Raw genomic sequence first — 25,782 nt, forward strand, 5'->3', positions numbered from 1 at the left:
CTAATGATCCTTATATAAGTAGGGCATATCATAATTAATATATATACTTTGTATTTTTAAGCTTGTGGTCATTGGCTGATTATTTGAGTATGTAACTCACTACAATTATATTTTTATAAAAGCAGTGAGGTAAAATAATGGGCATATACTGCTATGTAGTAGAAAAATATAAAATTTTCATTCATAAATTATTCTTGATTATTTACTGTCTATTAGCAACCATGAGCTTTTACTCATTTGCCAATATTATTGCCGACACTCAAGCACCCAAAGATCAGCAACCAGAAATACATCATTATATTGAGAATAAAAAATTATGTATGACTCAAAATGCTCATTGTCAGGGGGCTATATTTACGACTATAAATATAGTAACACCAAATGAACAAGGGATTTCACATAATAAGTACGATGAACTCAGTTTGACGTTTGGTCCAGGGCATAATAAATTATTTTTTAATAACCAGAAAATTGATGCTCCTGGCTTTGTTGGTAACCCTAATTTAGTCGATAAAACAGCAAAGGTTATTTTAAATGAAGTAACATCAAATAAGCCAAGTCTGTTGCATGGAGATTTGGCCGTTATTGGTTCTCAAGCCCATGTTATTATTGCTAACCCATCAGGGATTTATTGCAATAACTGTCAATTTAGTAATATGGGCCATGTCACTCTTACTACCGGGGTGCCTGTATTTAATTCTGATATTTTAATGGGTTATGATATTCAGCAAGGCGCGGTGAGTATTGGCCGAAATGGGCTAAAACACCATGATGGCTCAGATACCTTTCTCAATTTATTTTCTACTTCACTCACTGTGGAAGGAGAAGTCAGAGCGGAGGATATCTTGGCGGTGATAGGGAAAAGCCATATTAGTTTTACTGATATTGGTGAAAAATTTGATATTAAACCGAGAGATAATTGCCCTTATAATAGTGCTAATGTTGCCATTGATGTGACTAAGTTGGGCGGGATGTATACTAATAAAATATTCCTTTATGCCAATAGTGGTGGTGTCCAGAATAAAGGAATGATAGATGCTAAAACGGTGGCTAATTTAGTTTCAACATCATTTATTAAAAATAGCAGTGGTAGGATATACGCCCCTAAGTTAAAACTCAGAAGTGTAGGCGATATTGATAATATAGATGGGAAGATTAAAAGTGAGCGGCACGGCTTGGACTATCAGGCTAATGAGAAGTTCGGTATTAGGATTTCAGGGCGGAATGTTAATAACCGAGCTGGGAGCATCTATGCTAACAGTGGATACACGTCGATTAAAGCTAAGGGGTTTTTTAATAATTGGGATGGTGTCATTAAATCAAATGCGCTTTCTGGGCCTGCTGACATCAGAATAAAGGCTAAAATAATAACCAACGATTATGGCCAAATAGTGACATCTCAGAATATACAGATTGATGCCTCTGAGTTAAGAAATAATAAAGGTAGGATTATCAGCGCGTTTAAAAACGTGGATCTGGGTTATAAAACACTAATCAGCGAGGAGGGGATTATACACGCAGGTATTGAAGTCAATCGAACGATTAAGCCCTAAGCCATCAATGTAGCCATCCTCATGCTCAATGCTGCAATTCGGTGTTGCCATTGCGACGCCATTGTCTTGGCAATGTCGGTAAACCTTACCGCTTCTATTACCAGGTAAAATGCCATGCACTGGTTTGGGGCACCAATATTGTGCGTCGGGTCGGTGTGTTATAGCGGCTGTTGGCTATAATCTATTGCCGAGTGAATATTTCGCTTTTTTAGCAGCACGCAGGATGTGCGTGATTCCGGTTGTATGTGACAACATTCACGTCACTTATCGGCTGCGGCAACAGCATTTCCATCTATTTTCTGTCGATATTACAAAAAAATCTGAACAGATAGACATCAATTCGCAACAAAGTTTTTTTGTTTGTCAGTGGATGTTGCAACTGCTTTATTTAATCTAGCCAGTTAATCCCTCTAGTTAATTGCTAATAGCATAAATTTTAATGCTGATAATGTTAACAAGAAGTTTTTTTTATGTTTGCATGCTGTTTCTCATTGTCTTGATAAATCCTTTCAGACCGTATTGACGTTGCCATCAACTGTTGCCAAATTGGTACCCTCAGGGGTAGTAATCGAGAGCAGTTTGGCTGATTCCACTCATTCAAAATTGTCGTCGCGATAGCATTTATCCGGCATCTCAATCCCGCATCCCTGCTATTAATGGGCAAAAACGGCACAGTCCGCGGACTAAAAAATTATAGGGCCTGGCCGTACACACAACACACATCACCATAATGGAGCACAAGCGATGACGATTTCCTTGGGAAAAACAGGGATACTGAAATTCGGTATTGGGCTGATTGCACTGACTGTCGCGGCCAGTGTACAAGCGAAAACATTGGTTTATTGTTCTGAGGGTTCTCCGGAAGGTTTCAACCCGCAGCTTTTCACCTCTGGCACGACATATGATGCAAGCTCGGTACCTATCTACAACCGTCTGGTTGAATTCAAACTCGGGACGACCGAAATTGAACCCGGTCTGGCTGAGAAATGGGAAATCAGTGAAGACGGCAAAACCTACACTTTCCATCTGCGTAAAGGTGTGAAGTGGCAAGATAATAAAGACTTCAAACCCACCCGCGATTTCAATGCTGATGACGTGATCTACTCCTTCATGCGTCAGAAAGATGATAAACATCCGTACCATAAAGTGTCTGGCGGCAGCTATGAATACTTCCAGGGTATGGGTATGGGTGATTTGATCACCAATATTGTTAAAGTTGACGATAATACGGTTCGCTTCGAGCTGGCTCGTCCAGAGTCGCCATTCCTGGCTGACTTGGCGATGGACTTCGCGTCAATTCTGTCTGCTGAATATGCTGACGGCATGCTGAAAGCCGGCACGCCAGAAAAAGTCGATTTGAACCCAATCGGCACTGGCCCGTTCCAGTTACAGCAATATCAAAAAGATTCTCGCATCCTGTACAAAGCCTTTGATGGCTACTGGGGCACCAAACCGAAAATTGATCGTCTGGTCTTCTCGATTACACCAGATGCCTCTGTTCGTTATGCGAAATTGCAGAAAAATGAATGTCAGGTTATGCCATACCCTAACCCGGCTGACATTGCTCGCATGAAAGAAGACAAAACCATCAGCCTGATGGAGCAACCGGGCCTGAACGTTGGTTACCTCTCCTTCAACGTTGAGAAAAAACCACTGGATAACGTGAAAGTTCGCCAAGCGTTGACCATGGCGGTTAATAAACAAGCCATTATCGATGCGGTTTATCAGGGCGCGGGCCAAGCGGCCAAGAACCTGATCCCACCAACTATGTGGGGCTACAACGATGAGGTGAAAGATTACCCATATGATCCGGCTAAAGCGAAAGAGTTGCTGAAAGAAGCGGGTCTGCCAGATGGTTTCGCCATCGACCTGTGGGCTATGCCAGTTCAACGCCCTTATAACCCAAATGCTCGTCGTATGGCTGAAATGATCCAGTCTGACTGGGCGAAAGTTGGCGTGAAAGCCAAAATCGTGACTTACGAGTGGGGCGAGTACCTCAAACGTGCTAAAGATGGCGAACATGAAACTGTGATGATGGGGTGGACCGGGGACAATGGGGACCCAGACAACTTCTTCGCCACTCTGTTCAGCTGTGATGCCGCCAAACAAGGCTCCAACTACTCCCGCTGGTGTTATAAGCCGTTTGAAGACGTGATCCAGCCAGCGCGTGCTGAGTCTGACCACGACAAACGTGTCGCTCTTTACAAACAAGCTCAGGTTGTCATGCATGATCAAGCGCCAGCGCTAATTATTGCTCACTCAACCGTGTACGAGCCAGTGCGTAAAGAAGTGAAAGGCTATGTTGTTGATCCGTTGGGTAAACACCATTTCGAGAACGTGTCCCTGGATTAATTTTAATCTAGAAAGTAGAGCCGGTGGGCGTGCATAGCATGTGCACCGGCTTCTTCATTTAGGTTAAGACAGATACAGATGTGAGCCATATAACCTCGCCCAATGAGTGTCATTGCCGCAGAAATTTTGAGCATGGACAGCGCGCAAACACTGGAGCGTACACGCAGTACGTGACGGTGGTGAGCACTGCCCTAGGTCAAAATGGCAAGTAAAATAACTTATTGGGAGGTTTAATAAGCTTGGTTGCCCACGAGCAGCTCGGCATTCTACACAGAGAGTTCGGGATATGTTGCAGTTCATACTCCGACGTTTGGGGTTAGTTATCCCAACGTTTATCGGCATTACTTTGCTGACCTTTGCTTTTGTTCATATGATCCCGGGCGACCCGGTGACCATCATGGCTGGGGAACGCGGTATCTCCGCTGAGCGCCATGCTCAAATCATGGCGGAAATGGGGCTAGACAAGCCTCTCTACCAACAATACTTCCATTATGTGAATGGCGTATTACATGGTGACCTCGGCATTTCGCTGAAAAGCCGTATTGCTGTCTGGGAAGAGTTTGTTCCCCGCTTTAAAGCGACCCTGGAACTGGGGATCTGCGCGATGCTGTTTGCTATCGCGGTGGGTATTCCTGTCGGGGTGCTGGCGGCAGTCAAACGCGGTTCAATATTCGATCACACCGCCGTTGGGATCTCCCTGACCGGTTACTCGATGCCTATCTTCTGGTGGGGCATCATGTTGATCATGCTGGTTTCGGTGCAATGGAACCTCACCCCGGTTTCGGGGCGGGTTAGCGATACTGTGTTCCTTGATGACAGTCTGCCGCTGACCGGTTTTATGCTGATTGACACCCTTATCTGGGGTGAACCCGGCGACTTTAAAGACGCCGTAATGCATATGATTTTGCCCGCCATTGTATTAGGTACCATCCCCCTCGCCGTTATCGTGCGCATGACCCGCTCCTCAATGTTGGAAGTATTGGGTGAAGACTATATCCGTACGGCGCGTGCCAAAGGCCTGAGCCGGATGCGCGTGATTGTGGTCCATGCCCTGCGCAATGCTTTATTGCCGGTAGTCACGGTGATTGGCTTGCAGGTCGGTACCATGCTGGCAGGTGCCATTCTGACGGAAACCATCTTCTCCTGGCCGGGATTAGGCCGCTGGTTGATGGATGCATTGCAACGTCGAGATTACCCGGTGGTACAGGGTGGGGTATTGCTGGTCGCGATCATGATTATTTTAGTTAACTTGCTGGTAGATGTGCTCTATGGCGTAGTTAACCCGCGTATTCGTCACAAGAAATAAGGGGCGCAAAATGTCTCAACTTACTGAGTCGACAGTAAAAAGTGCGCCGAAGCCGATGACTCCTTTGCAGGAGTTTTGGCACTATTTCAAGCGCAATAAAGGGGCTGTTATCGGCCTGTTTTACATCATTCTTATGCTGCTGATTGCCGCAGGCGCAACCTGGATTGCCCCGCACGGCCCGGCAGAGCAATTCCGTGATGCATTATTAAAACCGCCGGTCTGGGAAGAGGGTGGTAGCTGGAAGTTTATTCTCGGTACTGATGATGTGGGCCGCGATGTCTTGTCCCGCCTGATGTATGGCGCTCGCCTCTCGCTGTTGGTTGGCTGTCTGGTAGTGGTGCTGTCGCTAGTCATGGGCGTCATTTTCGGCTTATTGGCCGGTTATTTTGGCGGTATCGTCGATGCCATCATTATGCGTGTTGTCGATATCATGCTGGCACTGCCAAGCTTGCTGCTGGCATTAGTCTTGGTGGCGGTATTCGGGCCTTCGATTGTGAATGCCTCTTTGGCGCTAACCTTTGTTGCCTTGCCGCACTATGTGCGGTTGACACGGGCCGCGGTGCTGGTTGAGGTCAATCGCGACTATGTGACGGCCTCCAGAGTGGCTGGCGCGGGTTCGATGCGTCAGATGTTTATCAATATTTTGCCAAACTGCCTTGCGCCGTTAATCGTGCAGGCTTCTCTCGGCTTCTCTAACGCCATTCTGGATATGGCGGCTCTTGGCTTCCTCGGTATGGGTGCACAACCGCCAACACCAGAATGGGGCACCATGCTCTCTGATGTGTTGCAGTTCGCACAAAGCGCCTGGTGGGTCGTGACCTTCCCCGGTGTGGCGATTCTGCTGACGGTTCTGGCGTTTAACCTGATGGGGGACGGCCTGCGTGATGCTCTCGACCCCAAACTCAAGCAGTAACAGAGGTAGAGAGAGATGGCACTTTTAAATGTAGACAAATTGTCGGTGCACTTCGGTGACGAAGGCGCGCCGTTCAAAGCAGTAGATCGTATCAGTTACAGTATTGATCAAGGTCAGGTGGTTGGGATCGTCGGTGAATCCGGCTCCGGTAAATCAGTCAGCTCACTGGCAATCATGGGGCTGATTGATTACCCCGGCAAAGTGATGGCCGATAAGCTGGAGTTTAATGGCCGCGACCTGACGAAGATTTCGGAAAAAGAGCGGCGTCAGCTGGTGGGTTCGGAAGTCGCGATGATTTTCCAAGACCCGATGACCAGTCTTAACCCGTGTTACACCGTCGGCTTCCAGATCATGGAAGCGCTGAAGGTGCATCAGGGGGGCAACCGCAAAACCCGTCATCAGCGAGCAGTCGATTTGCTGACACTGGTGGGAATCCCTGATCCGGCCTCGCGGCTGGACGTGTACCCGCACCAACTGTCGGGTGGGATGAGCCAGCGCGTGATGATTGCGATGGCCATTGCTTGTCGGCCTAAGTTGCTGATTGCCGATGAACCGACGACGGCTCTGGATGTGACTATTCAGGCGCAGATTATTGAATTGCTGCTGGAATTACAGCAGCGAGAAAATATGGCGCTATTGCTGATTACCCATGACTTGGCACTGGTTGCCGAGGCAGCTCATCATATTATTGTGATGTATGCCGGTCAGGTGGTCGAAACCGGCAAGTCATCCGAAATTTTCCGTGCGCCACGTCATCCCTACACCCAGGCATTATTGCGGGCGCTCCCGGAGTTTGCCCAGGATAAAGCGCGGTTGGCATCATTACCGGGTGTGGTTCCGGGCAAATATGACCGGCCTGAAGGTTGTCTGCTTAATCCACGTTGCCCGTATGCTAATGATCGTTGCCGCCGTGAAGAACCCGAATTACTGGGGCCGGCGGGGCGTCAGGTTAAATGCCATACACCGCTCGATGATGCGGGGAGGCCGACCTTATGAGCCAATCAACTGAAATGAAAAATGAATCACAGGCATCAAAGCCTCTGTTGCAAGCCATCGATTTAAAAAAATATTATCCGGTCAAAAAAGGGTTCTTTGCGCCGGAGCGCTTGGTTAAGGCGCTGGATGGGGTTTCGTTCACCTTGGAACGGGGCAAAACATTGGCAGTGGTTGGGGAGTCTGGCTGTGGTAAATCCACACTGGGCCGTTTACTGACCATGATAGAAATTCCGACCGGCGGTGAGCTTTACTACCAAGGTCAGGATTTACTCAAGCCAGATGAAAGTGCTGAAAAGCTACGACGTCAGAAAATCCAGATTGTGTTCCAGAACCCGTATGGTTCTTTGAACCCGCGTAAGAAAGTGGGGCAGATTCTGGAAGAGCCGCTGCAAATCAATACCCAGCTCAATCGCCAAGAACGTCGCGAAAAAACATTGGCGATGATGGCAAAGGTTGGTCTGAAAACTGAGCACTATGATCGCTATCCGCATATGTTCTCGGGCGGGCAACGCCAGCGAATCGCCATTGCCCGGGGTTTGATGTTGAATCCTGATGTGGTGATTGCCGATGAGCCGGTTTCTGCACTGGATGTGTCAGTGCGGGCGCAGGTATTGAACTTGATGATGGATTTACAGCAGGAGTTGGGGCTGTCGTATGTCTTTATCTCCCATGACCTGTCTGTGGTGGAACATATTGCTGACGAAGTGATGGTGATGTATTTGGGGCGTTGTGTTGAGAAAGGCAGCAAAGAGGCCATTTTTAATAACCCACGCCACCCTTATACTCAGGCGCTGTTATCGGCGACACCACGGCTGAATCCAGATATGCGTCGTGAGCGTATTAAATTGACGGGTGAGTTGCCCAGCCCAATGAGCCCACCGCCAGGTTGTGCCTTTAATGCGCGTTGCCGCCGAGCATTCGGGACTTGTACTCAGCTGCAACCGCAACTAAAGCAGTACGGTGACCAAATGGTAGCCTGTTTTGCTGTTGATCAGGATGAAGCAGAGAAAAGTAGCTAAAGCCGCCACCACATACTGCCAGACAGTGTGGCTATATCTATAATAAAAACGCCGGAAATCCGGCGTTTTTTTATAAAGAAATAAAAATACTGCCATTCAGGTTATAAAAAAATCAGTCAAATAGTTGCCTGTAAATATATTTATTTGTCATGTAAATAAATAATTACGGAATAATAAATTAAGCGGTCATTGGTAGGTGAAATAATGCCGTAGACTATATCTATGATTAAATCTGTAAGATTTGGCTTAGAATGAAATTGATCGCATTTTCGGCTAAATAAAATGGCATTTTATTCTTAGCTGCTACCCATATTATCTTGCTTGATTCATTTCTTATTCAATAGTGAATAAAAAGGGTGCAATAAATGCACCCTTAGAAAAGCCAATTACGCCATAAATAAACTGATATTTATTGTGGGTAAGGTACCCAGTCACCGCCATTAAGCCGAATATAGGGTTTACCCTGATATTGCATCACGATGGCATTATCATTTTCTGATACTACCGCAGTTTCTGGCAGCCCTTGTGTCAGCGTTTGCCAATCAATACTCGGTGCGGTGAAGACCTTGCCATCAACCATCCGCGACACTAATTCAGAGATTGCCAGATAGCTGCTTGGTGCACTAACCACTACTGGGCTGGCAGGCTGTGGAGCCTTTATCCCAATCAGTTTAATCCCCACAGGAATGTGAGTGATGCTAGGGCTTGGGATATCCCGCAGACCAGACATCTGCATTTTATCGCCAACCAAGGCGGCACCATGCTCAGGCACCACGACGACCATCACTTTCCGACCTGATTGCTCCAGCTCATTAAGGAAAGTATCCAGTTGGTCAAATAGAGTTTGGGCGCGAGTACGATAATCAGCCGTTTTGTTGGTGCCGACGAAACGGTTGCCATCATGTAATGGAATGATATTCATAAAGGTTGCGCTGCGGGCATCGCCCCCTTTCTTTTGCTGTTCCAGCCAGCGGTTAAGCAGCTCCAGATCATTGTAAATCGGCTCACCATCAAAGGAGGCCAATTGGTTACTGATACCCTTCTGCGACATCAGTGGCGCCCGCATATTGCCGTCATCCTGAATGTTTTGCAGATAGCTGGCAAAGACACCGGAGTGATCCATCATCAGCTGGGAGGTGAAACCTAGTTTTGCTAAGTTATCAAACAGATAGCATTGTTGGTCTTGTGGCTGATACAGATCTTTGTGAGATGACTGGCCGCAACTGGCGCGCAGCAAGCGGATAGAGGCTGGGCCACTGTAGGCGGTGGCGGAGTTAAAATTCTTAAACAGAATATCGAACTGTTTCCACAACGGATGTTTATCCAACTGAGTCGCTTCAATATCTGACCATGAGAGTGAGCAGATATTAATAACTAATAAGTCAAAAGGTTGCGCGTCGCCTGGCAGTGATGCCGGGAAGGTCGTGTGACGCGTTTTCTCTTGCTCATAAAATGCATTCAGATAAGCCGTTAAATTTGCATCTGTTGGCGGACCACTGGCAACGACCGGGCTGCTACCGGAGGCGGTTTGCCCTGTGTCGGCTGTCGTCGAGGTTGCTGGTGCGGAGGTTGTCGCGGTTTCACCGGCAGGTGTCAGTGAAAACGCCGGCCCAGCAATGCTAACTATATTCAGCCAAATCATGGCCGCCACAATAAAAACAGTGACTCGAATCCACTGTGAGATAAACAGGTAGCCGACCAGAATGACAAAGGCGGCACCGATCATCGACCAGTTAATAAAACGGTTAAATAATTCAATTAGATAGCTAAGACTAAAGCCGGTCACCTGTGAGCCTTGGCTCATAATGCTGTTGATGCCCGGTAGCCAAGTATCGTGATAGAGCAGGCCGATACCAATAGGGACCGCAATCCAATGACGCCAGCGATGGACTCTATACGCAGGGATCGGGAATAGCAGGAAGGCCAGAAACACCAGATTAGCCAATGGATGGAAGTTAAGATAACCAAACCACAATAGGGCAAACTTTAGCAGGAAATAGTAGTTCCACGCGCCCAGACCGCGCCAATAGCGCCATGGGCTCTGCGACTCTTGCTGTTTATTTTTTGCGTTCATGGTTATTTCTTAGTCTGTGAAGAGGAGCCATCACGCAACCAGATCCCTTCTGATTTTAAATAGCGCGCGGATAAGAATAAATGTTGTTTTTTCTCCCACCATTGCGGGAATCGGCGGCACGCCATATAACCGAGCGGGAAAAAAATCACCGCACCGAGCAACAGGATTTGCCAAATATCGTTGAGATTCATTGAGCATTCTCCTTGTGATGACCGGTAGCCAGTGTCAGTGGCACGGGAATACGTTGGATGACTTCAGATTGCTCAGGCCGGCTTGTTTCATGGGTATAGGCTTTCTTATCACCAGTGGCCGACTGGCTGTTGGGAGAGTTCATCCGGTTCATTTCAGAGATAATTTCCTGATCTTGATACCACACCAGCCGGTTGCTGAATGCTTCGGCCACCGGTAAGCGGAAAATATGGCTCAGTGCGGTATCCAAGTCATTGACTCGGCAAGTAGACAGGAACAAAACCAGACGATTATCAGATACCGTCACCACATCACCATAGCGGCGCAAATGACACAGTGTCAGCGCCTGACGCGCCTGTAGCCCAGGAACGGCCCGCAATGCTACCAATACGCCCTTGCCATTTTCTGGCAGCAAGGTGTTGTTCATCAGTTGTAAGACCGACTGACTGAACTCCACGGACGGCAGATAGCCTTTAAGCTGTAGCGGGCGCAATGCCTCCAATAACGCATTGATATCTTCAGGAACATGGCGCGAAAACCGCTGCCCCTGAATGCCCTCCAACATGGTCAGAAAACGTGATAGTGGCGCAACGTGAGGCACAATCAGATTGGCTCCACAGGCCAGCAATAAGCGCTCATCGCTATAACGTAGGCTGGCGTTCATCTCACGCACAACAATTTTTACAGCATTACCCCGCTGGCGGCGCATGTTATGGATTTGATGAGCCATTTCGTCAATGTGTTCGCTTTGGTTCAAGGCGAAAATCACTGTCGCGGCGTGGGCACTCATGGCCCGCTGAGATAGCGCTGCATTGCTCTCGAACAATTGCCAGTTGGTGGACAGCGGTGGTGCGCCTTCCAGAATGCTGGTTTCAGCTAGATACAGATGTTCATCATTACGTGATTGCGGCAGCGCTTGCTGGACTTCATCCGCCATGATCCAGCCTTGTTCGTCGGCTTCCAGCAACACCAGTTGATTGGCCGTCACCCCTTTTTCAGTACTCCACCAAGAAACCACATACTGCGCATTATCCTGCTGCCATTGTAGGCTCGCCAAACCTTGCAGATAGCGGTGCTGGCTGACCAGCTGATTCTTGATTTTATTGATGCCCGCGCTGTGGCACAGCACGAGTAACGTGCAGTTCTGGGCATCCAACCATTGCTGGATATGCTGTAACCATTGCTGCATCTCTTCACTAGTAAATGTTTGCCACAAACTCGCGGGTGCAAACAGGATGAAAAGCCGTTGCTGTGGGCGTAGCGCGCGCATTAAGTCATTGGTCAAATGCTGTAAGGCTTTTTTTTGCGCCGGTAATGTAAACAGTGGTAATTTTTGAGGGCCAGAATGATCGATGTTCGTTAATAGTTTTTCGGGTTTTAGTCCCGAGCAAATCAAAGCTGCACGGGTATTTTCAGACTGGCTACGAATAAGTTGCTGACAAAATAAATTGGCATCAATTTGACGTTCAATATTGACCCAATAGAATCCAGGAGCCTGCATTACGGCTAATTCATCCCAGATTTTTCGGACACCTAATGAGAAAGATCGTGACATAGATTCTTTATCTGCTTTCGTTAAAGTGCTATTGGGCCAATCGCTGGATAAATTCAAAGAACAATTGTAACATTGCAATAAGTATTAACCAATGTCCTGACCTTGATATTAATCTAAGACTCGTCTTACTGGGGCAAAGTATACTCCTATCCTTGTTATACTTAATTACCATAGCCTATTTTCTGAAGGCGGATAAATGCAGACTATAATAAATCGATTTCATGAGAAAACTTCACTTGAGGCTCAGGATGATCTACTAGCATTAAGTCAGGCTTTTTCGTTACCCACATTAAGTTATATCGATATTGTCCGTCAGGAACGATTAACACAAATGATGGCGCGCTGGCCATTGCTAGCCGAACTGGCACAATCTACTCGGAGTAAATAGTTTATGCCGGTACTGGCGTTACAAGGAGTAAGAGGTGGCATTGGTACCACATCGGTTACCGCCGCTCTTGCTTGGGCGTTACAGCAACTGGATGAGTCCGTTCTGGTTATTGATTTTTCACCGGACAATTTACTGCGATTGCATTTTAACATGCATTTCGAGCAATCCCGTGGTTGGGCTAAAGCTGAGCTTGGCGGTGAAGGCTGGCAGCAAGGAGCGATGCGCTATACCGAAAAGCTGGATTTCTTGCCGTTCGGCCAATTAACTCGCACGGAAAATGAGCAACTCGTCACATTGTTACAGCAACAGCCGCATCAGTGGCAGAATAATCTGTCCGAGTTACAGGCTAGCAATAACTACAGCTGGATTTTATTGGATATTCCAGCCGGTGATAGCGAGTTAACTCGTCAGGCCTTGGCGCTGGCTGATCTGGTGCTCATTCTGATTCATGCCGATGCCAGTTGTCACCTTCGTCTGCATCAGCAAGATTTACCTGCTGGGTGCCATTTCCTACTTAACCAATTCTCTGCCGGCAGTCGTTTACAGCAGGATTTGCATCAGCTTTGGCTACAAAGTCTTGGTCGCTTATTACCAACATTTATTCATCGTGATGAAGCGATGGCGGAAGCATTGGCAGCCAAACAGCCTTTGGGTGAATACAGTGCGCAAAGTCTGGCCGCTGAAGAGGTCATGACGCTGGCGAATTGGTGCCTGATTAATGCTGCGGAAAGTAGCCTATGAATCGCCTGATGCGGATGTTATTCCTCACCCCGGTTTATCAGGGGATGCGCCGCCGCTATCATCAATATATGCAGCAAGGCTGCACAGTATTCACTGCGTTCCTGACCACCGTGGCTGTTCCATTGTGTTGGGTGTTTTTGCGCCTTGAATCTCCCAGTTGGCAGAGTGTGATACAACATCGCACTTACTGGTTCCCACAGATTTCACCTCATCGCCCACGTCTGGGTGATGGTTTGCGCTATCTGCTGCAAGGAATTTGGTTATTATTAACCCGTCCCGCCTCAGTTCATGAGAAGCGGCGTCGGCCTGCTGCTGCTAGCAAAGGTTGGGTCAAAAACAAAAGACAGGGTTACATCAGCTGGCTGGGAAGTGTCCCTGAGCGTTTTGAGCTGCAGCGGATAGAGCAATCGGTCGCGACGCGGCTAAGCCAGCTCTCAAGGCGAACCCGCCGTATCTTATTTATTATTCTGGGTATCTTCACCGGCATCTTGGCTTTGCTGTGTATCTCGCAGCCGTTCGGCATGGTCGCACAGTTTGTCTTTGTTCTGCTGCTTTGGGCGATTGCCATGGTGGTGCGGCGTGTGCCGGGCCGTTTGCCGACTCTGATGCTGATTGTGCTGTCATTGACGGTTTCCTGCCGCTACCTGTGGTGGCGTTATACCGAAACCCTTAACTGGGATGATCCGGTCAGTTTAGTGTGCGGTTTATTGCTGCTGTTAGCCGAAACTTATGCTTGGGTCGTGCTGGTGTTGGGTTATTTCCAGACTATCTGGCCGCTCAATCGTCAGCCGGTTCCTATGCCGGATGATATGAATAGCTGGCCCACCATTGATTTGATGGTTCCGACATACAACGAAGATCTCGGCGTGGTGAAACCGACGATTTATGCTGCTCTGGGGATTGATTGGCCGAAAGACAAAATCAATATCTATATTTTGGATGACGGTAACCGGCCAGCGTTTAAAGCGTTCGCTGCCGAAGTGGGGGTGCACTACATTGCCCGGCCGACTCATGAACACGCCAAAGCGGGTAATATCAATAATGCCCTGAAGCAGGCTAGCGGTGAGTTTGTTGCTATCTTTGACTGCGACCATGTGCCGACGCGCTCTTTCCTGCAATTAACCGTTGGCTGGTTCTTTAAAGATAAAAAGCTGGGCATGATTCAAACGCCACACCACTTTTTCTCCCCCGATCCTTTTGAGCGCAATTTAGGGCGTTTTCGTCAAACACCAAATGAAGGCACGCTGTTCTATGGTTTGGTGCAAGACGGGAATGATATGTGGGATGCCACTTTCTTCTGCGGCTCCTGTGCGGTTCTGCGCCGCAGCGCTTTAGATGAAGTGGGTGGGATTGCAGTAGAAACGGTCACGGAAGATGCCCATACCTCATTGCGGCTGCATCGCAAAGGCTACACATCCGCATATATCCGCATTCCGCAGGCTGCAGGGTTGGCAACCGAGAGTTTATCCGCCCACATTGGGCAACGTATTCGCTGGGCGCGGGGCATGGTGCAAATCTTCCGGCTGGATAACCCCCTGCTTGGCAAAGGACTGAAATTGGTCCAGCGCTTATGTTATGCCAATGCCATGCTGCACTTTTTATCCGGTATTCCGCGGCTGATCTTCCTGACTGCGCCGTTGGCTTTCCTGCTGTTGCATGCATACATTATTTTTGCCCCCGCACTGGCGATTGCGCTCTATGTTTTACCCCATATGATCCACGCCAGCCTGACCAACTCCCGCCTGCAAGGGAAATACCGCCATTCGTTCTGGAGTGAAATCTATGAAACGGTGCTGGCTTGGTATATCGCCCGCCCAACCACCGTGGCGCTGCTTAACCCACATAAAGGGACGTTTAATGTCACGTCCAAAGGTGGTTTGGTTGAAGAGCAGCATGTGGACTGGGTGATTACCCGCCCGTATATGACGCTGGTGCTGCTTAATCTGGCAGGTCTGATTGCCGGTTTATGGCGTTTGGGCAATGGCCCGAGTACTGAAATCATGACGGTGGTTATCAGCCTGGTGTGGGTTATCTACAATATGACGATTTTAGGCGGCGCGGTGGCGGTGGCGGTTGAAGCTAAGCAAGTGCGTCAGTCACATCGAGTAGAAATTGCCATGCCTGCTGCCGTAGCACGTGCTGATGGGCACTTATTCTCTTGTACCTTGCGCGACTATTCTGATGGCGGGGTGGGGATTGAGATGCGCGAAGCCGGGTTATTGAAAGATGGCGAAGCGGTGCAATTGCTACTGAAACGAGGGGCGCAAGAGTATACCTTCCCCTGCGAAGTCACCCGTGCTTTCGGTAGCAAAGTCGGGATGCGGATGCATCAGCTGACAGTGGCACAACATATTGATTTTATACAGTGTACCTTTGCCCGCGCTGATACGTGGGCGCTGTGGCAGGATAGCTTCCCGGAAGATAAACCGATTGAGAGCTTGCGCGATGTGCTGGCGCTCGGCTTTAGAGGTTATGTCCGTATGGCCAGCTATGCACCACCGGTAATTCGAAATGCATTGGTAGGATTTACCTCCCTGATTGCCTGGATTGCATCATTTGTACCCCATGGCGTGGATAAAAATCAGGCTCCGAGTAGCCAGGGCCAGACAGTGGCTCAACATTGATGATGATATGATGACGAGAAAAATAACCTGGTTTACCGCACTGGCTTTGGGATTGACGCCATTCACCCATGCACAAACGCCGGCCACACCGTCGCCTCAATCGGCGCTTTCAACTCTTGGCTCAGATCCAACGGCAGAGTTGGCACCAGTTGCTCCGGCGGCACTTGCCGATGTGCCGGTTCGCGATGTGGCCTACACCTTTGCAAAAATTGCCCCGCCGCCGGGGACATTCTCATTGCGCGGCACCAATCCGGAAGGGGTGATTGAGTTCGGCGTGCGCAGTGATGAAGTGGTCACCGATGCGATGTTGAATTTGGAGTTCACCCCATCACCTTCGCTGATCCCGGTAGAGTCGCAGGTAAAAGTCTTCCTTAATGATGAACTGATGGGCGTCACGGCCATCACCCAAGAGCAACTGGGTAAGCCGACTAAAATCCAGATACCGATTGATGCGCGCTATATCAGTGATTTCAACCGGTTGCGATTAGTGTTTGTCGGCCATTATCAAAATATTTGTGAGAATCCGGCCAGCAATACGCTGTGGTTGGATATCAGTAAGTCCAGTTCATTGGATTTACGTTATCAATCCCTGGCCGTCAAAAATGATTTATCCCATTTCCCTGAACCATTCTTGGATACCAGAGATACTCGCCCGCTAACATTGCCGGTGGTCTTTGCCGCCTCGCCTGATGTGTCGCAACAGCGCGCCGCCTCTATTTTGGCGTCATGGTTTGGTGATAAAGCGCAATGGCGTGGGCAGAATTTCCCGGTTTTGTATAACCAGCTCCCCACTCAGCATGCTGTGGTGTTCGCGACCAATGCGCAGCGCCCTGATTTTCTAAAAGATTATCCGCCGGTTAAAGCACCGACAGTCGAGATAATCAGTCACCCGGATAACCCGTATGTGAAGCTGTTGCTGATTTTGGGTCGCGATGATAATGATTTGATTACGGCGGCACAGGGGATCGCGCAAGGCAACATCTTGTTCCGTGGGCAGAATGTGACTGTGGATAAGGTGGATCAACTGGCTCCGCGCCTGCCTTATGATGCCCCTAACTGGGTGCGAACCGATCGCCCGATGACATTTGCCGAGTTGCAGCAATATCCGGATCAACTGCAAACCACGGGGTTGTTACCGCCGCCAATTTCATTATCCATGAATTTACCGCCGGACTTGTTCCTGATCCGCAGCGCCGGTATCGATATGCGCTTGAAATATCGCTATACCTCAACGCGCCTGATGGATGGTTCTCGCTTAAGTATCAGCCTGAATAATCAGTTTGTGCAGGACTACCCACTGTCGCCTAATACTCCGGACGACAGTAAAATCCTGCGGCTGCCGTTGCTGCAAGGCTTACAAGATGCGGCGAAGCGGCTAACCATTCCGGCATTAAAATTGGGAGCGACTAACCAACTCCGCTTTGATTTTGATTACAGCACCTTGCTGGCGAGTGGCGCAGAAGGACGGTGTGAAACCTACTCTAGCGCACCGAACCACGCGGTGATTGATGGTAATTCGACTATCGACTTCTCCGGCTACCGCCACTTTATGGAAATGCCTGATTTGCGGGCGTTTGCCAATGCCGGTTTCCCGTTTAGCCGCATGGCCGACCTCTCCGAAACACTGGTGTTGGTGCCACCAAAACCGGCTCCGTCACAACTGACCACATTGTTAAATACGGTGGGGAATATCGGGGCACAGGTAGGGTATCCGGCTGTGGGTATCAATATCACTGATGATTGGTCACAGGCGAAAGACCAAGATGTCGACGTGCTGATTATCGGCACCATCCCGCCGGAGTTGCGCAATGACCAGAAGATTAACTTGCTGGTGGATCAAACGCAGAGCTGGGTAAAAATGCCCAACCGGCAGACAGGGTTGCCAGACATGATGTCACCTGCGTCAGACTGGGTTGCCGACAGCAAGGCGACAGTGAGCTCTGAAGGGGCGATGTCGGCCATTATCGGCGTGCAGTCACCTAACTTCCCGCAACGCAGCATTGTGGCGCTATTGGCTGATAGCCCTCGTGGCTATAACTTGCTGAATGATGCCTTGCTGGATACCGGTAAACGTGAGGCCGTATTTGGCTCGGTTGCGGTTATTCGTGAGTCGGGCGTCAATAGTTTGCGTGTTGGCGATACCTATAATGTCGGTCATTTACCATGGTGGGAGCGCGTTTGGCACGCCTTATCTACCCATCCGGTACTGCTGGCTGGTGTGGCGGTGTTGGTGGTCGTTGTGGCTGCAATGATGGCCTGGCGCTTGTTACGCTTGATCAGTCGTCGTCGGCTATCCCCTGATGAGAGAGATTAATTTTGATGGTCGTGATAGTTAAACGACTGGTATGCACCCTGCTGTTGCTGGCCAGTTTTGCTTCGATGGCTGCCTGTGATTGGCCTGAGTGGCAGCAGTTTAAACAATACTATATCAGTGATGGTGGGCGGGTTATCGACCCCAGCAGCCCAAGGCAGATAACCACTTCCGAGGGGCAGAGTTATGGGTTGTTCTTTGCGCTGGTGGCTGATGATCGAGAGACATTCGAGCGTTTACTCAGTTGGACTGAGAATAACCTGTCGGCGGGCGATTTAACTGCTCGCCTGCCTGCATGGTTATGGGGGCAACACCAGCAGCATAATTGGGGCATTCTGGACCCAAATTCGGCTTCTGATGCCGATTTATGGATTGCTTACAGCTTACTGGAAGCCGGACGCTTATGGGATGTGCGCCGCTACCAGACCATGGGCACTTTGCTGTTACAGCGCATTGCCAAGGAAGAAGTGGTCGATATTCCAGGGCTGGGTAAGATGCTATTGCCGGGCAAAATTGGTTTTAGTGATGACGATCGCTGGCGGCTCAATCCCAGTTATTTGCCACCCCAGTTGTTGGCGCGTTTTTCTTCTTTGACCGGGCCATGGAAAGAGATGATTAAAGTCAACCAGCGGTTATGGCTGGAAACAGCACCGCATGGTTTCAGCCCCGACTGGGTGGTGTGGCAAGAAGGGAAAGGCTGGCAGCCGGATGAAACACATCCCAACGTGGGTAGTTACGATGCCATTCGTACCTATCTGTGGGCTGGTTTGCTGTCCAATAATAGCCCGCAAAAAGCCGCACTTATTCAGCATTTTCAGCCTATGGCCGCCGTTACCGAACAACAGGGCGTGCCACCAGAGAAAACCGATACCAGTAATGGCAAAACCAGTGGTGATGGGCCGATAGGGTTTTCAGCTGCATTACTGCCTTTTTTAGCCAGTAGTCCAGCTCCGTTTAATAAACAGACATTTAGCCAGCAACAAAAACGAGTGCAAGATTCACCTCCGGGCCCAGATGCCTACTACAGTGCGGTGTTGACACTATTTGGTCAGGGATGGGCGCAACAGCGTTATCGTTTTAATCGGCAGGGGGAGCTTCAACCCTCATGGAACAGTCAATGCGCAACATTAAAATAAACTGGCTGTTAAGCTTGGCGCTGTTGCCTCAAGCTTTTATCGGTGCTGCTGTCGGGGCAGAATCTGTCTCGCCGACTCAGTTTTTGTTGGAACAGGTGCGGTTAGGGGAAGCAACCAACAAAGATGAATTGGTTAAGCAATCACTGTATCGCCTGAACATGATGGATCCGAATAACCCTGATGTTGTGGCGGCGGGAATGCGTCAGGCTTTGCGGCAAGGTAATCTGGCTGCGGCACAAACACAGCTCGATAAACTGCAACAATTGGCACCGGATTCCGACGTCTATCGGCGGGCGAAGCTGTTGTTGGCGCTGACCAAACCGGAAGTGCGCCAACAGTTGCAAGAGGCACGTCTGCTAGCAACTGCCGGGCGAGTCGATGAAGCCAAAGCGAAATACGACCAGCTGCTGCAAGGCAACCCGCCAACACTGGATCTCGCCGTGGAGTATTGGCGGCTGGTGGCGCGCTTACCGGGCCAGGAAGCACTTGCCACCCAGAAGCTTGCTGCACTTGATCAACAATCTCCCGGCAACGTTGCACTGCGTATGGCACTGGCGCGCATGTATTTCAACCAACAGAAAGCCGATCTTGGCTATGCCATGTTGGCAAAAGTGGCCGCCGATCCTGCGGGGGCGTCAGATGCTGCCGATTTGTGGATGGACACCATTAAAGCGATGACGGTCAGCCCACAAAGTGTGGCTGCATTGACTCACTTCCTTGATATCTTTTCTACCGGCCCACAGGCAGATTCTGCGCGAAAAGAGCTGGCTAATCAGCAAGCTATGTTGGCTGATCCAACTTATCGGGCACGTTTAAGTGGCTTGGCAAAAGTAGACAGTGGCGCAGGAACAACTGCAATCCCGGCGTTGAAACAAGCGCTGACTGCTTCGCCTAATGACCCTGAGCTGCTGGGGGCGCTAGGTTTGGCGTATGCCCGTGGTGGCGATCGAGCACAAGCATTGCGTCTGTTTGAGCAGGCACAAAAAGTCGATACCGATGGCCTGAAAAGTGATAAATGGATCAGTTTGATCAAGACTAATCGCTACTGGTTACTCAATGATCAAGGCGATCAGGCACTGAAAGCCGGTGATACCGCGTTGGCCCAACAAAGATACCAGCAGGCGAGACAAATCGATGGCAGCGACAGCTATGCATTGATTGGTTTGGGTGATGTGGCTGTTGCCCGCCATGATGATAAGAGTGCAGAACAGCACTATCAGCAGGCGCTACGACTGGAGCCGACCAACAGCAGTGCCGTGCGCGGATTAGCCAATATTTACCAACGCGAATCACCACAAAAAGCGCTGAACTACCTGAATAACTTGCCACGTAGCCAACAAGTTAAACTGCGTGACACAGTAGATAGCCTGCAATTGGATATGTTGAAACAGCAGGCTGAGGCTTTGGCAGCACGGCAACAGTGGCATCTGGCGGCAGAGAAATATCTGGCAGCGCAACAGAGAGCACCAGATGATGTCTGGATAACCTACCGACTGGCGCAAGCATTGGAGCAAGATGGTCATTTGGCGCAAGCCGATGCTCAATTCCATCAACTGGCAAGCCGTAAGCCGGGAGATCCTGAGCAGGTCTACGCCTATGCACTTTATCTCTCCAGCACTGAGCGCGACAGTCAGGCACTGGCGCATTTGGACACCCTGCCAAGAGCACAATGGAACGATAATATCCGTGAATTAGACCAGCGCTTGAAATTAGATCAAGTGCTGACATTGGCTCGCCAGTTGCGGGACAATGGCGATGAAGCCGGAGCAATTGCAGCACTGCGCCAGCAACCGGCCAACACGCAAATTGACCTGACACTCGCCGATTGGGCGCTGGAGCGCGGTGATTACAGTGAAGCGCTGGCGGGCTATCAGCGTGTTCGTGCCCGTGAGCCGGAAAACCCTGATGCACGTTTGGGTGAGATAGAGGCTTATATCGCAGAAGGCCATCTCAGTGATGCGCGTCAGCAGTTACAAAGTGAGTCACTGACCGGTGAAGGGGCAACCTTAAATACCCAACGTCGGTTAGCCAATGCCTGGAGTGGGGTTGGGGAGCCACAAAAGGCGGCAGATATCTTCCAGCGCTTGAAACCCGCAGCGGCTAAAGCGCCGTCACAAGATAACGCGCTGGTATTTCGTGACTCGGCGCACTTGGCTCAATTGCAAGGGCAACCCGCGGATGCGCACGATGATTTCAAACACGCCATGGTTGCCAGTGGTATCACGCCAACACTTCCGGCAGATAATGATAGCTACACCTTACTGACGCGTAATCAGGTTACTGATGATTGGCTCAAGCGGGGCATTCGTGCTGATGCCGCTGACCTTTATCGCCAGCAGGATACCCGCGTCACACTGGATCATGATTATCTGCACTCCAGTGGCACCGAGGGGATTTCTGATCTCAGTGCGCATAACACTATGCTGCAAGTGGATACTTCACTGGCTGATGGTCGGGCGTTCTTCCGAACCGATACCATTCAGATGGATGCCGGTACCTTTGATAAAAACACACGATATGAAGCCGGTACTTGTTATCAAACGCTAGTTCCTTGCCAGGCGAATATGCATCAGCGGGCAACCGGCACCAGTGTGGCGGCGGGTTGGCAGAATGATCACTGGGCTACAGATATCGGTACCACCCCGATGGGGTTTGAGGTTGTCGATGTGGTGGGCGGGCTGGCATACAGCAATAGCTGGAACCATATCGGTTGGACGGCCACGGCCTCGCGGCGGCCAATATCCAGCTCATTACTGGCTTTTGCCGGTTCGGTAGATCCGAATACCAATGTCACTTGGGGCGGCGTTCGTGCCAGCGGGGTCAGCTTGGGAACCAGTTATGACCGCGGTGAAGCTAACGGGGTCTGGAGTGACTTAAGCTATCATTATCTGACCGGGCAAAACGTGGCTGATAACCAGCGGCTGCGCTTTATGACGGGTTATTACTACAAGCTGATAAATGAAAGTAATCGCCGTTTTACCGTCGGCTTGAATGGCATGTGGTGGCATTATCAAAAAGATCTCAGCGGCTATACTCTGGGGCAAGGGGGCTACTACAGCCCGCAAAAATATCTGTCATTGGCCATCCCGGTAAACTATCGGCAGCGAACTGATAATTGGTCGTGGGAGCTTGGCGGTTCAGTGTCAGTTTCACATTCCGCAACCAATGATCGGGCGCGTTATCCACTGCAAAATCTGCTGGAAAATAGCCTCCAGACTATTCCCGATCGTGGTAAATCTGATTTTGGGGACAGTAGTAATGGCGTCGGTTACACGCTGCGAGCTTTGATTGAGCGCCGCTTGAGTTCGCACTGGACACTGGGTGCCGGGGTGGATATCCAGCAAGCTAAGGACTATACCCCAAGTCACGCCCTGATCTATTTGCGCTACTCAATGGCGGGATGGCAGGGTGATTTGGATATGCCGCCACAGCCATTAGTGCCATACGCAGACTTTAAATAATGAGCTGCCAGCGCTGATTTGCATTAAAAAAGCAACGTCAGAGAGAGAAATCCCTCTCTGGCGCTGCTTTCTCGGTAGGAAAAGACCGAAACCCACGGTATTCTTGCCCTCCGGTTTGTTATCACCGATAAAATCTGAAAGCGATCGAGTATACTCAGACCGAATCGACAAGTAGCCACCAATCTGTGGCAACCACTTTATTTTATTCAGTCGGAATTGGCGGAGAGCGAGTTTGCGGGTAAGGCGTTCATTAACGATTAAGCAAATGGCGGCAGTGGCAGTTGTGGCACTGGTTACCATCTGCATTTTTATCGTCCTTCAGTTATTCCACTTTGTGCAGCAGCGCAAAGATGATTACGCCAAGCAGTTGGAGAGTATCGCTTATTCAGTTCGCCAGCCGCTGTCCGAAGCAATCTTGAGCGTTGATGTCCCACAAGCTAAGAAAATCCTCAACAGTTTGTTACCCATTGGTATTCTCAGCCGTGCTGAAGTGATATTACCGAACCAAATTCAGGTGTTGCACGCCAATTTCCCCACCGAGCGGCCAGTACCCCGCTGGGCGAAGCGCATTTTTTCCCTACCCGTACAGATAACAGTACCGCTCTATTCACTCGAGCGAGTCTCTGCTAATCCGCAGCCACTGGCGCACTTAGTGTTACGGGCGGATTCATTCCGCATGTATCAGTTTATTCTCAGCGCATTGTCGGCGATGCTCTCGACCTATTTATTGCTGGCGTTAGTTTTGTCGGTCTCTATTGCCTGGTGTATTAATCGCCTGATTATTCACCCATTACGCGCAATGGCAAAAGAGCTGGAAAAGATAGGTAATCAAGGGGTGTTGCATCATCAGCTGACGTTACCTGCTCATCATCAAGATGATGAACTGGGTGTGTTGGTGCATAATTATAATCGTAACCAACAACTGTTAGCTGAGGCTTATACGGATATGAGTCGTATCAATGGCATGGAGTCGCCTGCGCGGCATAAAGCGCAACAGCAACTGATGCGGGAACATAACATTTTACAGGCGATTGAAAATCGCGAGTTCGTCCTGTTTTTACAGCCGCAATGGGATATGCAAGAGCCGCGAGTTATTGGTGCAGAAGCATTATTGCGCTGGCGTCAGGCAGATGGTAGCTATCTCTTGCCTTCAGAATTTGTCCCGGATGCAGAAGAAAACGGCGCGATGATCCCGCTGGGCAGTTGGGTGCTGGAAGAGGCCTGCCGCATTCTGGCTGATTGGAAGACTCAAGGCATTACCCTATCACTGGCAGTCAATATTTCCGGCTTGCAAGTACAATGTGACCGTATACTGACGCATCTAACAGCCATCATCAGCCGCTATAGTATTGATCCGCGCCAATTGGTGCTGGAAATTACTGAGACGGCCCGCATTAATAATCTTGATGAGGCACTGAGGTTACTGCGCGAATTACGCGCGCTTGGTTTGTCTATCGCTTTGGATGACTTTGGTACCGGGTACTCAAGCCTACAGTATCTTAATCATCTGAAAGGCCTGCCAATCGATATGATTAAGCTGGATAAAATTTTTGTGAAGCATTTGCCAGAAGATGATGCAATGGCGCGCATCATTGGCACTATTTCTGACGTCTTGCAGCTACGAGTCATGGCGGAAGGCGTTGAGACCGACGAACAGCGCCAGTGGTTGCTGGAACATGGTATTCATTGTGGGCAGGGCTTTTTGTTTTCAGAACCATTGCCACGGGAGGAGTTTGAAACTCGCTATACCCCTCAGCATTAATAGGGCGATATGCTGCATGGTTATGACCCATTCGAATCGCTGACTTGCGTTAGCAACTCTTACACATACTGTCGCCATCTCATCGCGATTCACTCTTTTTCCTTATTTTTATGGATTTTTCTGCCTCAACCACTGCAATAGGCTTGGATATCAGTGTTTTCATCTAAGTAGGCATATTCAAAGCATTATATTTCCTTATATTAAATGTAGATTATTTAACATCCCAAATACCCCGAATATATCTATTCTGAGCAGTATATTTATGGCTTATTTTTATCGGAAATAGAGAGAATATTCTCTATTATATAACAGTCATTAAAATTGATAATAATAACGACAAGAAAATATTAGATTAACATCAATACCGCTAGTTAATACTGGCCCTACAATATTATCCTCAACTCGTCAAGACTATTTATTTCACAGAATACCCTGTTGGAAATAAGCTCAATCCATTGCCACACCTACGATATAACAGAAATATTACAAAGATAAGACATTAGTTAAAACTATTTACTTTGAACCTTGTCACATAAATGGATATTTGTTTTATTAATTTCGAACTATTGGTTATGGATCTCGGAACTTAATATCAAAATAAATAGAATAACGTTTCATTGTTGTTTTTGTACTTATCATAATAATTAATGCCCTTTATTAAAATAAGGTAACTGTAATGAAATTTAAATTATTATCTCTGGCAGTGGCATCACTTATCAGTATCAATGCAATGGCTGTGACTATTGACTATCGTCATGAAACACAAGACCAAAGTGGTAACAATCACAAAGACCGTTTATTAATGTCTCACCGCTTTGCTAATGGTTTTGGTTTATCTCTTGAAGGTAAGTGGAAAAGCGGTAGTGACAAAGATAAGCCATTCCATGAAGGTGTGAGTAATGGCACTGAAGTGGTGGCCAGTTATGTCTATAAAATTGATAACACATTCTCTATTGAACCTGGCTTTTCATTAGATTCAAGCTCTACTGCTAACAGCTATCGTCCTTATCTGCGTGGCAAGGCAAATATCATTGACGATCTCTCTATTTCATTACGTTATCGTCCTTATTATAAACGCACCAGCGCCAATATTAATACCAAGAAAGACACCTCTGAACACGGTTATAACCTGACGAGTGTTCTCAGCTATAAAATCAACAAAGATTTCCAATTAGACTATGAATTGGATTACAAACAAGCCAATAAAGCCGGTGTCGTCTTATCGGATAACGAGAATTACGATTTGAGCCATGATTTTAAATTAACTTATAAATGGGATAAGAATTGGTCCCCTTATATGGCTATCGGTAATGTTTCCGGCAGTAAAACAACTGACGAGCGCCAAACCCGTTATCGCGTAGGGGTTAAGTACAGCTTCTAATCGACTTGAAGTAATAAAACT

General features: G+C 48.8%; 17 protein-coding genes. 14 read left to right on the top strand and 3 right to left on the bottom strand.

Going from position 1 to position 25,782, the window contains the following annotated elements:
• Positions 1-137: 137 nt before the first annotated feature.
• From N0H69_RS00465 to dppF, 6 genes are all read left to right on the top strand, one after another.
• Positions 138-1,553 (top strand): two-partner secretion domain-containing protein, encoded by a 1,416-nt coding sequence (locus N0H69_RS00465; protein ID WP_050151891.1) that lies wholly within the window; start codon positions 138-140, stop codon positions 1,551-1,553.
• A gap of 744 nt (positions 1,554-2,297) precedes the next feature.
• Positions 2,298-3,905 (top strand): dipeptide ABC transporter periplasmic-binding protein DppA, encoded by a 1,608-nt coding sequence (gene dppA, locus N0H69_RS00470; RefSeq protein WP_050110384.1) that lies wholly within the window; start codon positions 2,298-2,300, stop codon positions 3,903-3,905.
• Positions 3,906-4,191: 286 nt separating this feature from the next.
• On the top strand, positions 4,192-5,211 hold the full coding sequence (dppB, locus tag N0H69_RS00475; protein ID WP_050110385.1) for a dipeptide ABC transporter permease DppB: 1,020 nt from the start codon (positions 4,192-4,194) through the stop codon (positions 5,209-5,211).
• Positions 5,212-5,221: 10 nt separating this feature from the next.
• Positions 5,222-6,124 carry a dipeptide ABC transporter permease DppC gene (gene dppC / locus N0H69_RS00480; protein ID WP_050110386.1) on the top strand — a complete coding sequence of 301 codons (903 nt, stop codon included), beginning with the start codon at positions 5,222-5,224 and terminating at the stop codon, positions 6,122-6,124.
• Positions 6,125-6,139: 15 nt separating this feature from the next.
• Positions 6,140-7,120, top strand: coding sequence for a dipeptide ABC transporter ATP-binding protein (gene dppD, locus N0H69_RS00485; protein WP_050110387.1), 981 nt, complete (start codon positions 6,140-6,142; stop codon positions 7,118-7,120).
• A 14-nt stretch (positions 7,121-7,134) separates the two neighbouring features.
• Complete coding sequence (gene dppF, locus N0H69_RS00490; protein WP_050110412.1) at positions 7,135-8,139, top strand: dipeptide ABC transporter ATP-binding subunit DppF; 1,005 nt, start codon at positions 7,135-7,137, stop codon at positions 8,137-8,139.
• 409 nt (positions 8,140-8,548) lie between these two features.
• On the opposite strand, the gene bcsG is transcribed toward dppF, so the two are convergent.
• From bcsG to bcsE, 3 genes are read right to left on the bottom strand one after another with little or no spacing between them, the layout of a single operon-like run.
• A complete protein-coding gene (gene bcsG / locus N0H69_RS00495) occupies positions 8,549-10,213 on the bottom strand; it encodes a cellulose biosynthesis protein BcsG (protein WP_050151892.1) in 1,665 nt (554 codons plus the stop codon).
• Between the two features lie 2 nt (positions 10,214-10,215).
• Positions 10,216-10,404 (bottom strand): cellulose biosynthesis protein BcsF, encoded by a 189-nt coding sequence (gene bcsF / locus N0H69_RS00500; RefSeq protein WP_050110389.1) that lies wholly within the window; start codon positions 10,402-10,404, stop codon positions 10,216-10,218.
• Positions 10,401-11,957, bottom strand: a complete 1,557-nt coding sequence (gene bcsE / locus N0H69_RS00505; RefSeq protein WP_050151893.1) for a cellulose biosynthesis protein BcsE — start codon at positions 11,955-11,957, stop codon at positions 10,401-10,403. Before bcsE ends, bcsF begins: the two co-directional genes overlap by 4 nt.
• 196 nt (positions 11,958-12,153) lie before the next feature.
• Between bcsE and bcsR the strand changes: the two genes are divergently transcribed.
• The 8 genes from bcsR (at position 12,154) to N0H69_RS00545 (ending at position 25,761) form a co-directional block, all read left to right on the top strand.
• On the top strand, positions 12,154-12,345 hold the full coding sequence (gene bcsR / locus N0H69_RS00510) for a cellulose biosynthesis protein BcsR (protein ID WP_050099477.1): 192 nt from the start codon (positions 12,154-12,156) through the stop codon (positions 12,343-12,345).
• 3 nt (positions 12,346-12,348) lie between these two features.
• Positions 12,349-13,086, top strand: a complete 738-nt coding sequence (gene bcsQ, locus N0H69_RS00515) for a cellulose biosynthesis protein BcsQ (RefSeq protein ID WP_151419932.1) — start codon at positions 12,349-12,351, stop codon at positions 13,084-13,086.
• Positions 13,083-15,710, top strand: a complete 2,628-nt coding sequence (gene bcsA / locus N0H69_RS00520) for a UDP-forming cellulose synthase catalytic subunit (protein ID WP_050152303.1) — start codon at positions 13,083-13,085, stop codon at positions 15,708-15,710. Before bcsQ ends, bcsA begins: the two co-directional genes overlap by 4 nt.
• A gap of 7 nt (positions 15,711-15,717) precedes the next feature.
• Positions 15,718-18,024 (top strand): cellulose biosynthesis cyclic di-GMP-binding regulatory protein BcsB, encoded by a 2,307-nt coding sequence (gene bcsB / locus N0H69_RS00525; protein WP_072077715.1) that lies wholly within the window; start codon positions 15,718-15,720, stop codon positions 18,022-18,024.
• 5 nt (positions 18,025-18,029) lie between these two features.
• Positions 18,030-19,157: a cellulose synthase complex periplasmic endoglucanase BcsZ gene (gene bcsZ, locus N0H69_RS00530; protein ID WP_050152328.1), complete on the top strand. Its 1,128-nt coding sequence runs from the start codon at positions 18,030-18,032 to the stop codon at positions 19,155-19,157.
• The gene (gene bcsC, locus N0H69_RS00535; protein WP_050152304.1) at positions 19,139-22,618 is read left to right on the top strand and encodes a cellulose synthase complex outer membrane protein BcsC; all 3,480 of its coding nucleotides are present in this window, start codon (positions 19,139-19,141) and stop codon (positions 22,616-22,618) included. The genes bcsZ and bcsC overlap by 19 nt, the downstream gene beginning before the upstream one ends.
• 232 nt (positions 22,619-22,850) lie before the next feature.
• Positions 22,851-24,380, top strand: coding sequence for an EAL domain-containing protein (locus tag N0H69_RS00540; RefSeq protein WP_072077716.1), 1,530 nt, complete (start codon positions 22,851-22,853; stop codon positions 24,378-24,380).
• 676 nt (positions 24,381-25,056) lie between these two features.
• Positions 25,057-25,761, top strand: coding sequence for an oligogalacturonate-specific porin KdgM family protein (locus N0H69_RS00545; protein ID WP_050110394.1), 705 nt, complete (start codon positions 25,057-25,059; stop codon positions 25,759-25,761).
• Positions 25,762-25,782 lie beyond the last annotated feature (21 nt).

The organism is Yersinia alsatica (genome assembly GCF_025133195.1).
Classification (GTDB): Bacteria; Pseudomonadota; Gammaproteobacteria; order Enterobacterales; family Enterobacteriaceae; genus Yersinia; species Yersinia alsatica.

Bases quoted from the DNA above. Each gene is read 5' to 3' on its own strand.
- bcsR (WP_050099477.1), top strand. From the start codon at position 12,154: ATGCAGACTATAATAAATCGATTTCATGAGAAAACTTCACTTGAGGCT.
- bcsB (WP_072077715.1), top strand. From the start codon at position 15,718: ATGATGACGAGAAAAATAACCTGGTTTACCGCACTGGCTTTGGGATTG.
- bcsG (WP_050151892.1), bottom strand. From the start codon at position 10,213: ATGAACGCAAAAAATAAACAGCAAGAGTCGCAGAGCCCATGGCGCTAT.
- N0H69_RS00545 (WP_050110394.1), top strand. From the start codon at position 25,057: ATGAAATTTAAATTATTATCTCTGGCAGTGGCATCACTTATCAGTATC.
- bcsA (WP_050152303.1), top strand. From the start codon at position 13,083: ATGAATCGCCTGATGCGGATGTTATTCCTCACCCCGGTTTATCAGGGG.
- bcsF (WP_050110389.1), bottom strand. From the start codon at position 10,404: ATGAATCTCAACGATATTTGGCAAATCCTGTTGCTCGGTGCGGTGATT.
- bcsE (WP_050151893.1), bottom strand. From the start codon at position 11,957: ATGTCACGATCTTTCTCATTAGGTGTCCGAAAAATCTGGGATGAATTA.
- dppB (WP_050110385.1), top strand. From the start codon at position 4,192: ATGTTGCAGTTCATACTCCGACGTTTGGGGTTAGTTATCCCAACGTTT.
- dppA (WP_050110384.1), top strand. From the start codon at position 2,298: ATGACGATTTCCTTGGGAAAAACAGGGATACTGAAATTCGGTATTGGG.
- bcsC (WP_050152304.1), top strand. From the start codon at position 19,139: ATGCGCAACATTAAAATAAACTGGCTGTTAAGCTTGGCGCTGTTGCCT.
- bcsQ (WP_151419932.1), top strand. From the start codon at position 12,349: ATGCCGGTACTGGCGTTACAAGGAGTAAGAGGTGGCATTGGTACCACA.
- dppD (WP_050110387.1), top strand. From the start codon at position 6,140: ATGGCACTTTTAAATGTAGACAAATTGTCGGTGCACTTCGGTGACGAA.
- N0H69_RS00465 (WP_050151891.1), top strand. From the start codon at position 138: ATGGGCATATACTGCTATGTAGTAGAAAAATATAAAATTTTCATTCAT.
- dppF (WP_050110412.1), top strand. From the start codon at position 7,135: ATGAAAAATGAATCACAGGCATCAAAGCCTCTGTTGCAAGCCATCGAT.
- bcsZ (WP_050152328.1), top strand. From the start codon at position 18,030: ATGGTCGTGATAGTTAAACGACTGGTATGCACCCTGCTGTTGCTGGCC.
- dppC (WP_050110386.1), top strand. From the start codon at position 5,222: ATGTCTCAACTTACTGAGTCGACAGTAAAAAGTGCGCCGAAGCCGATG.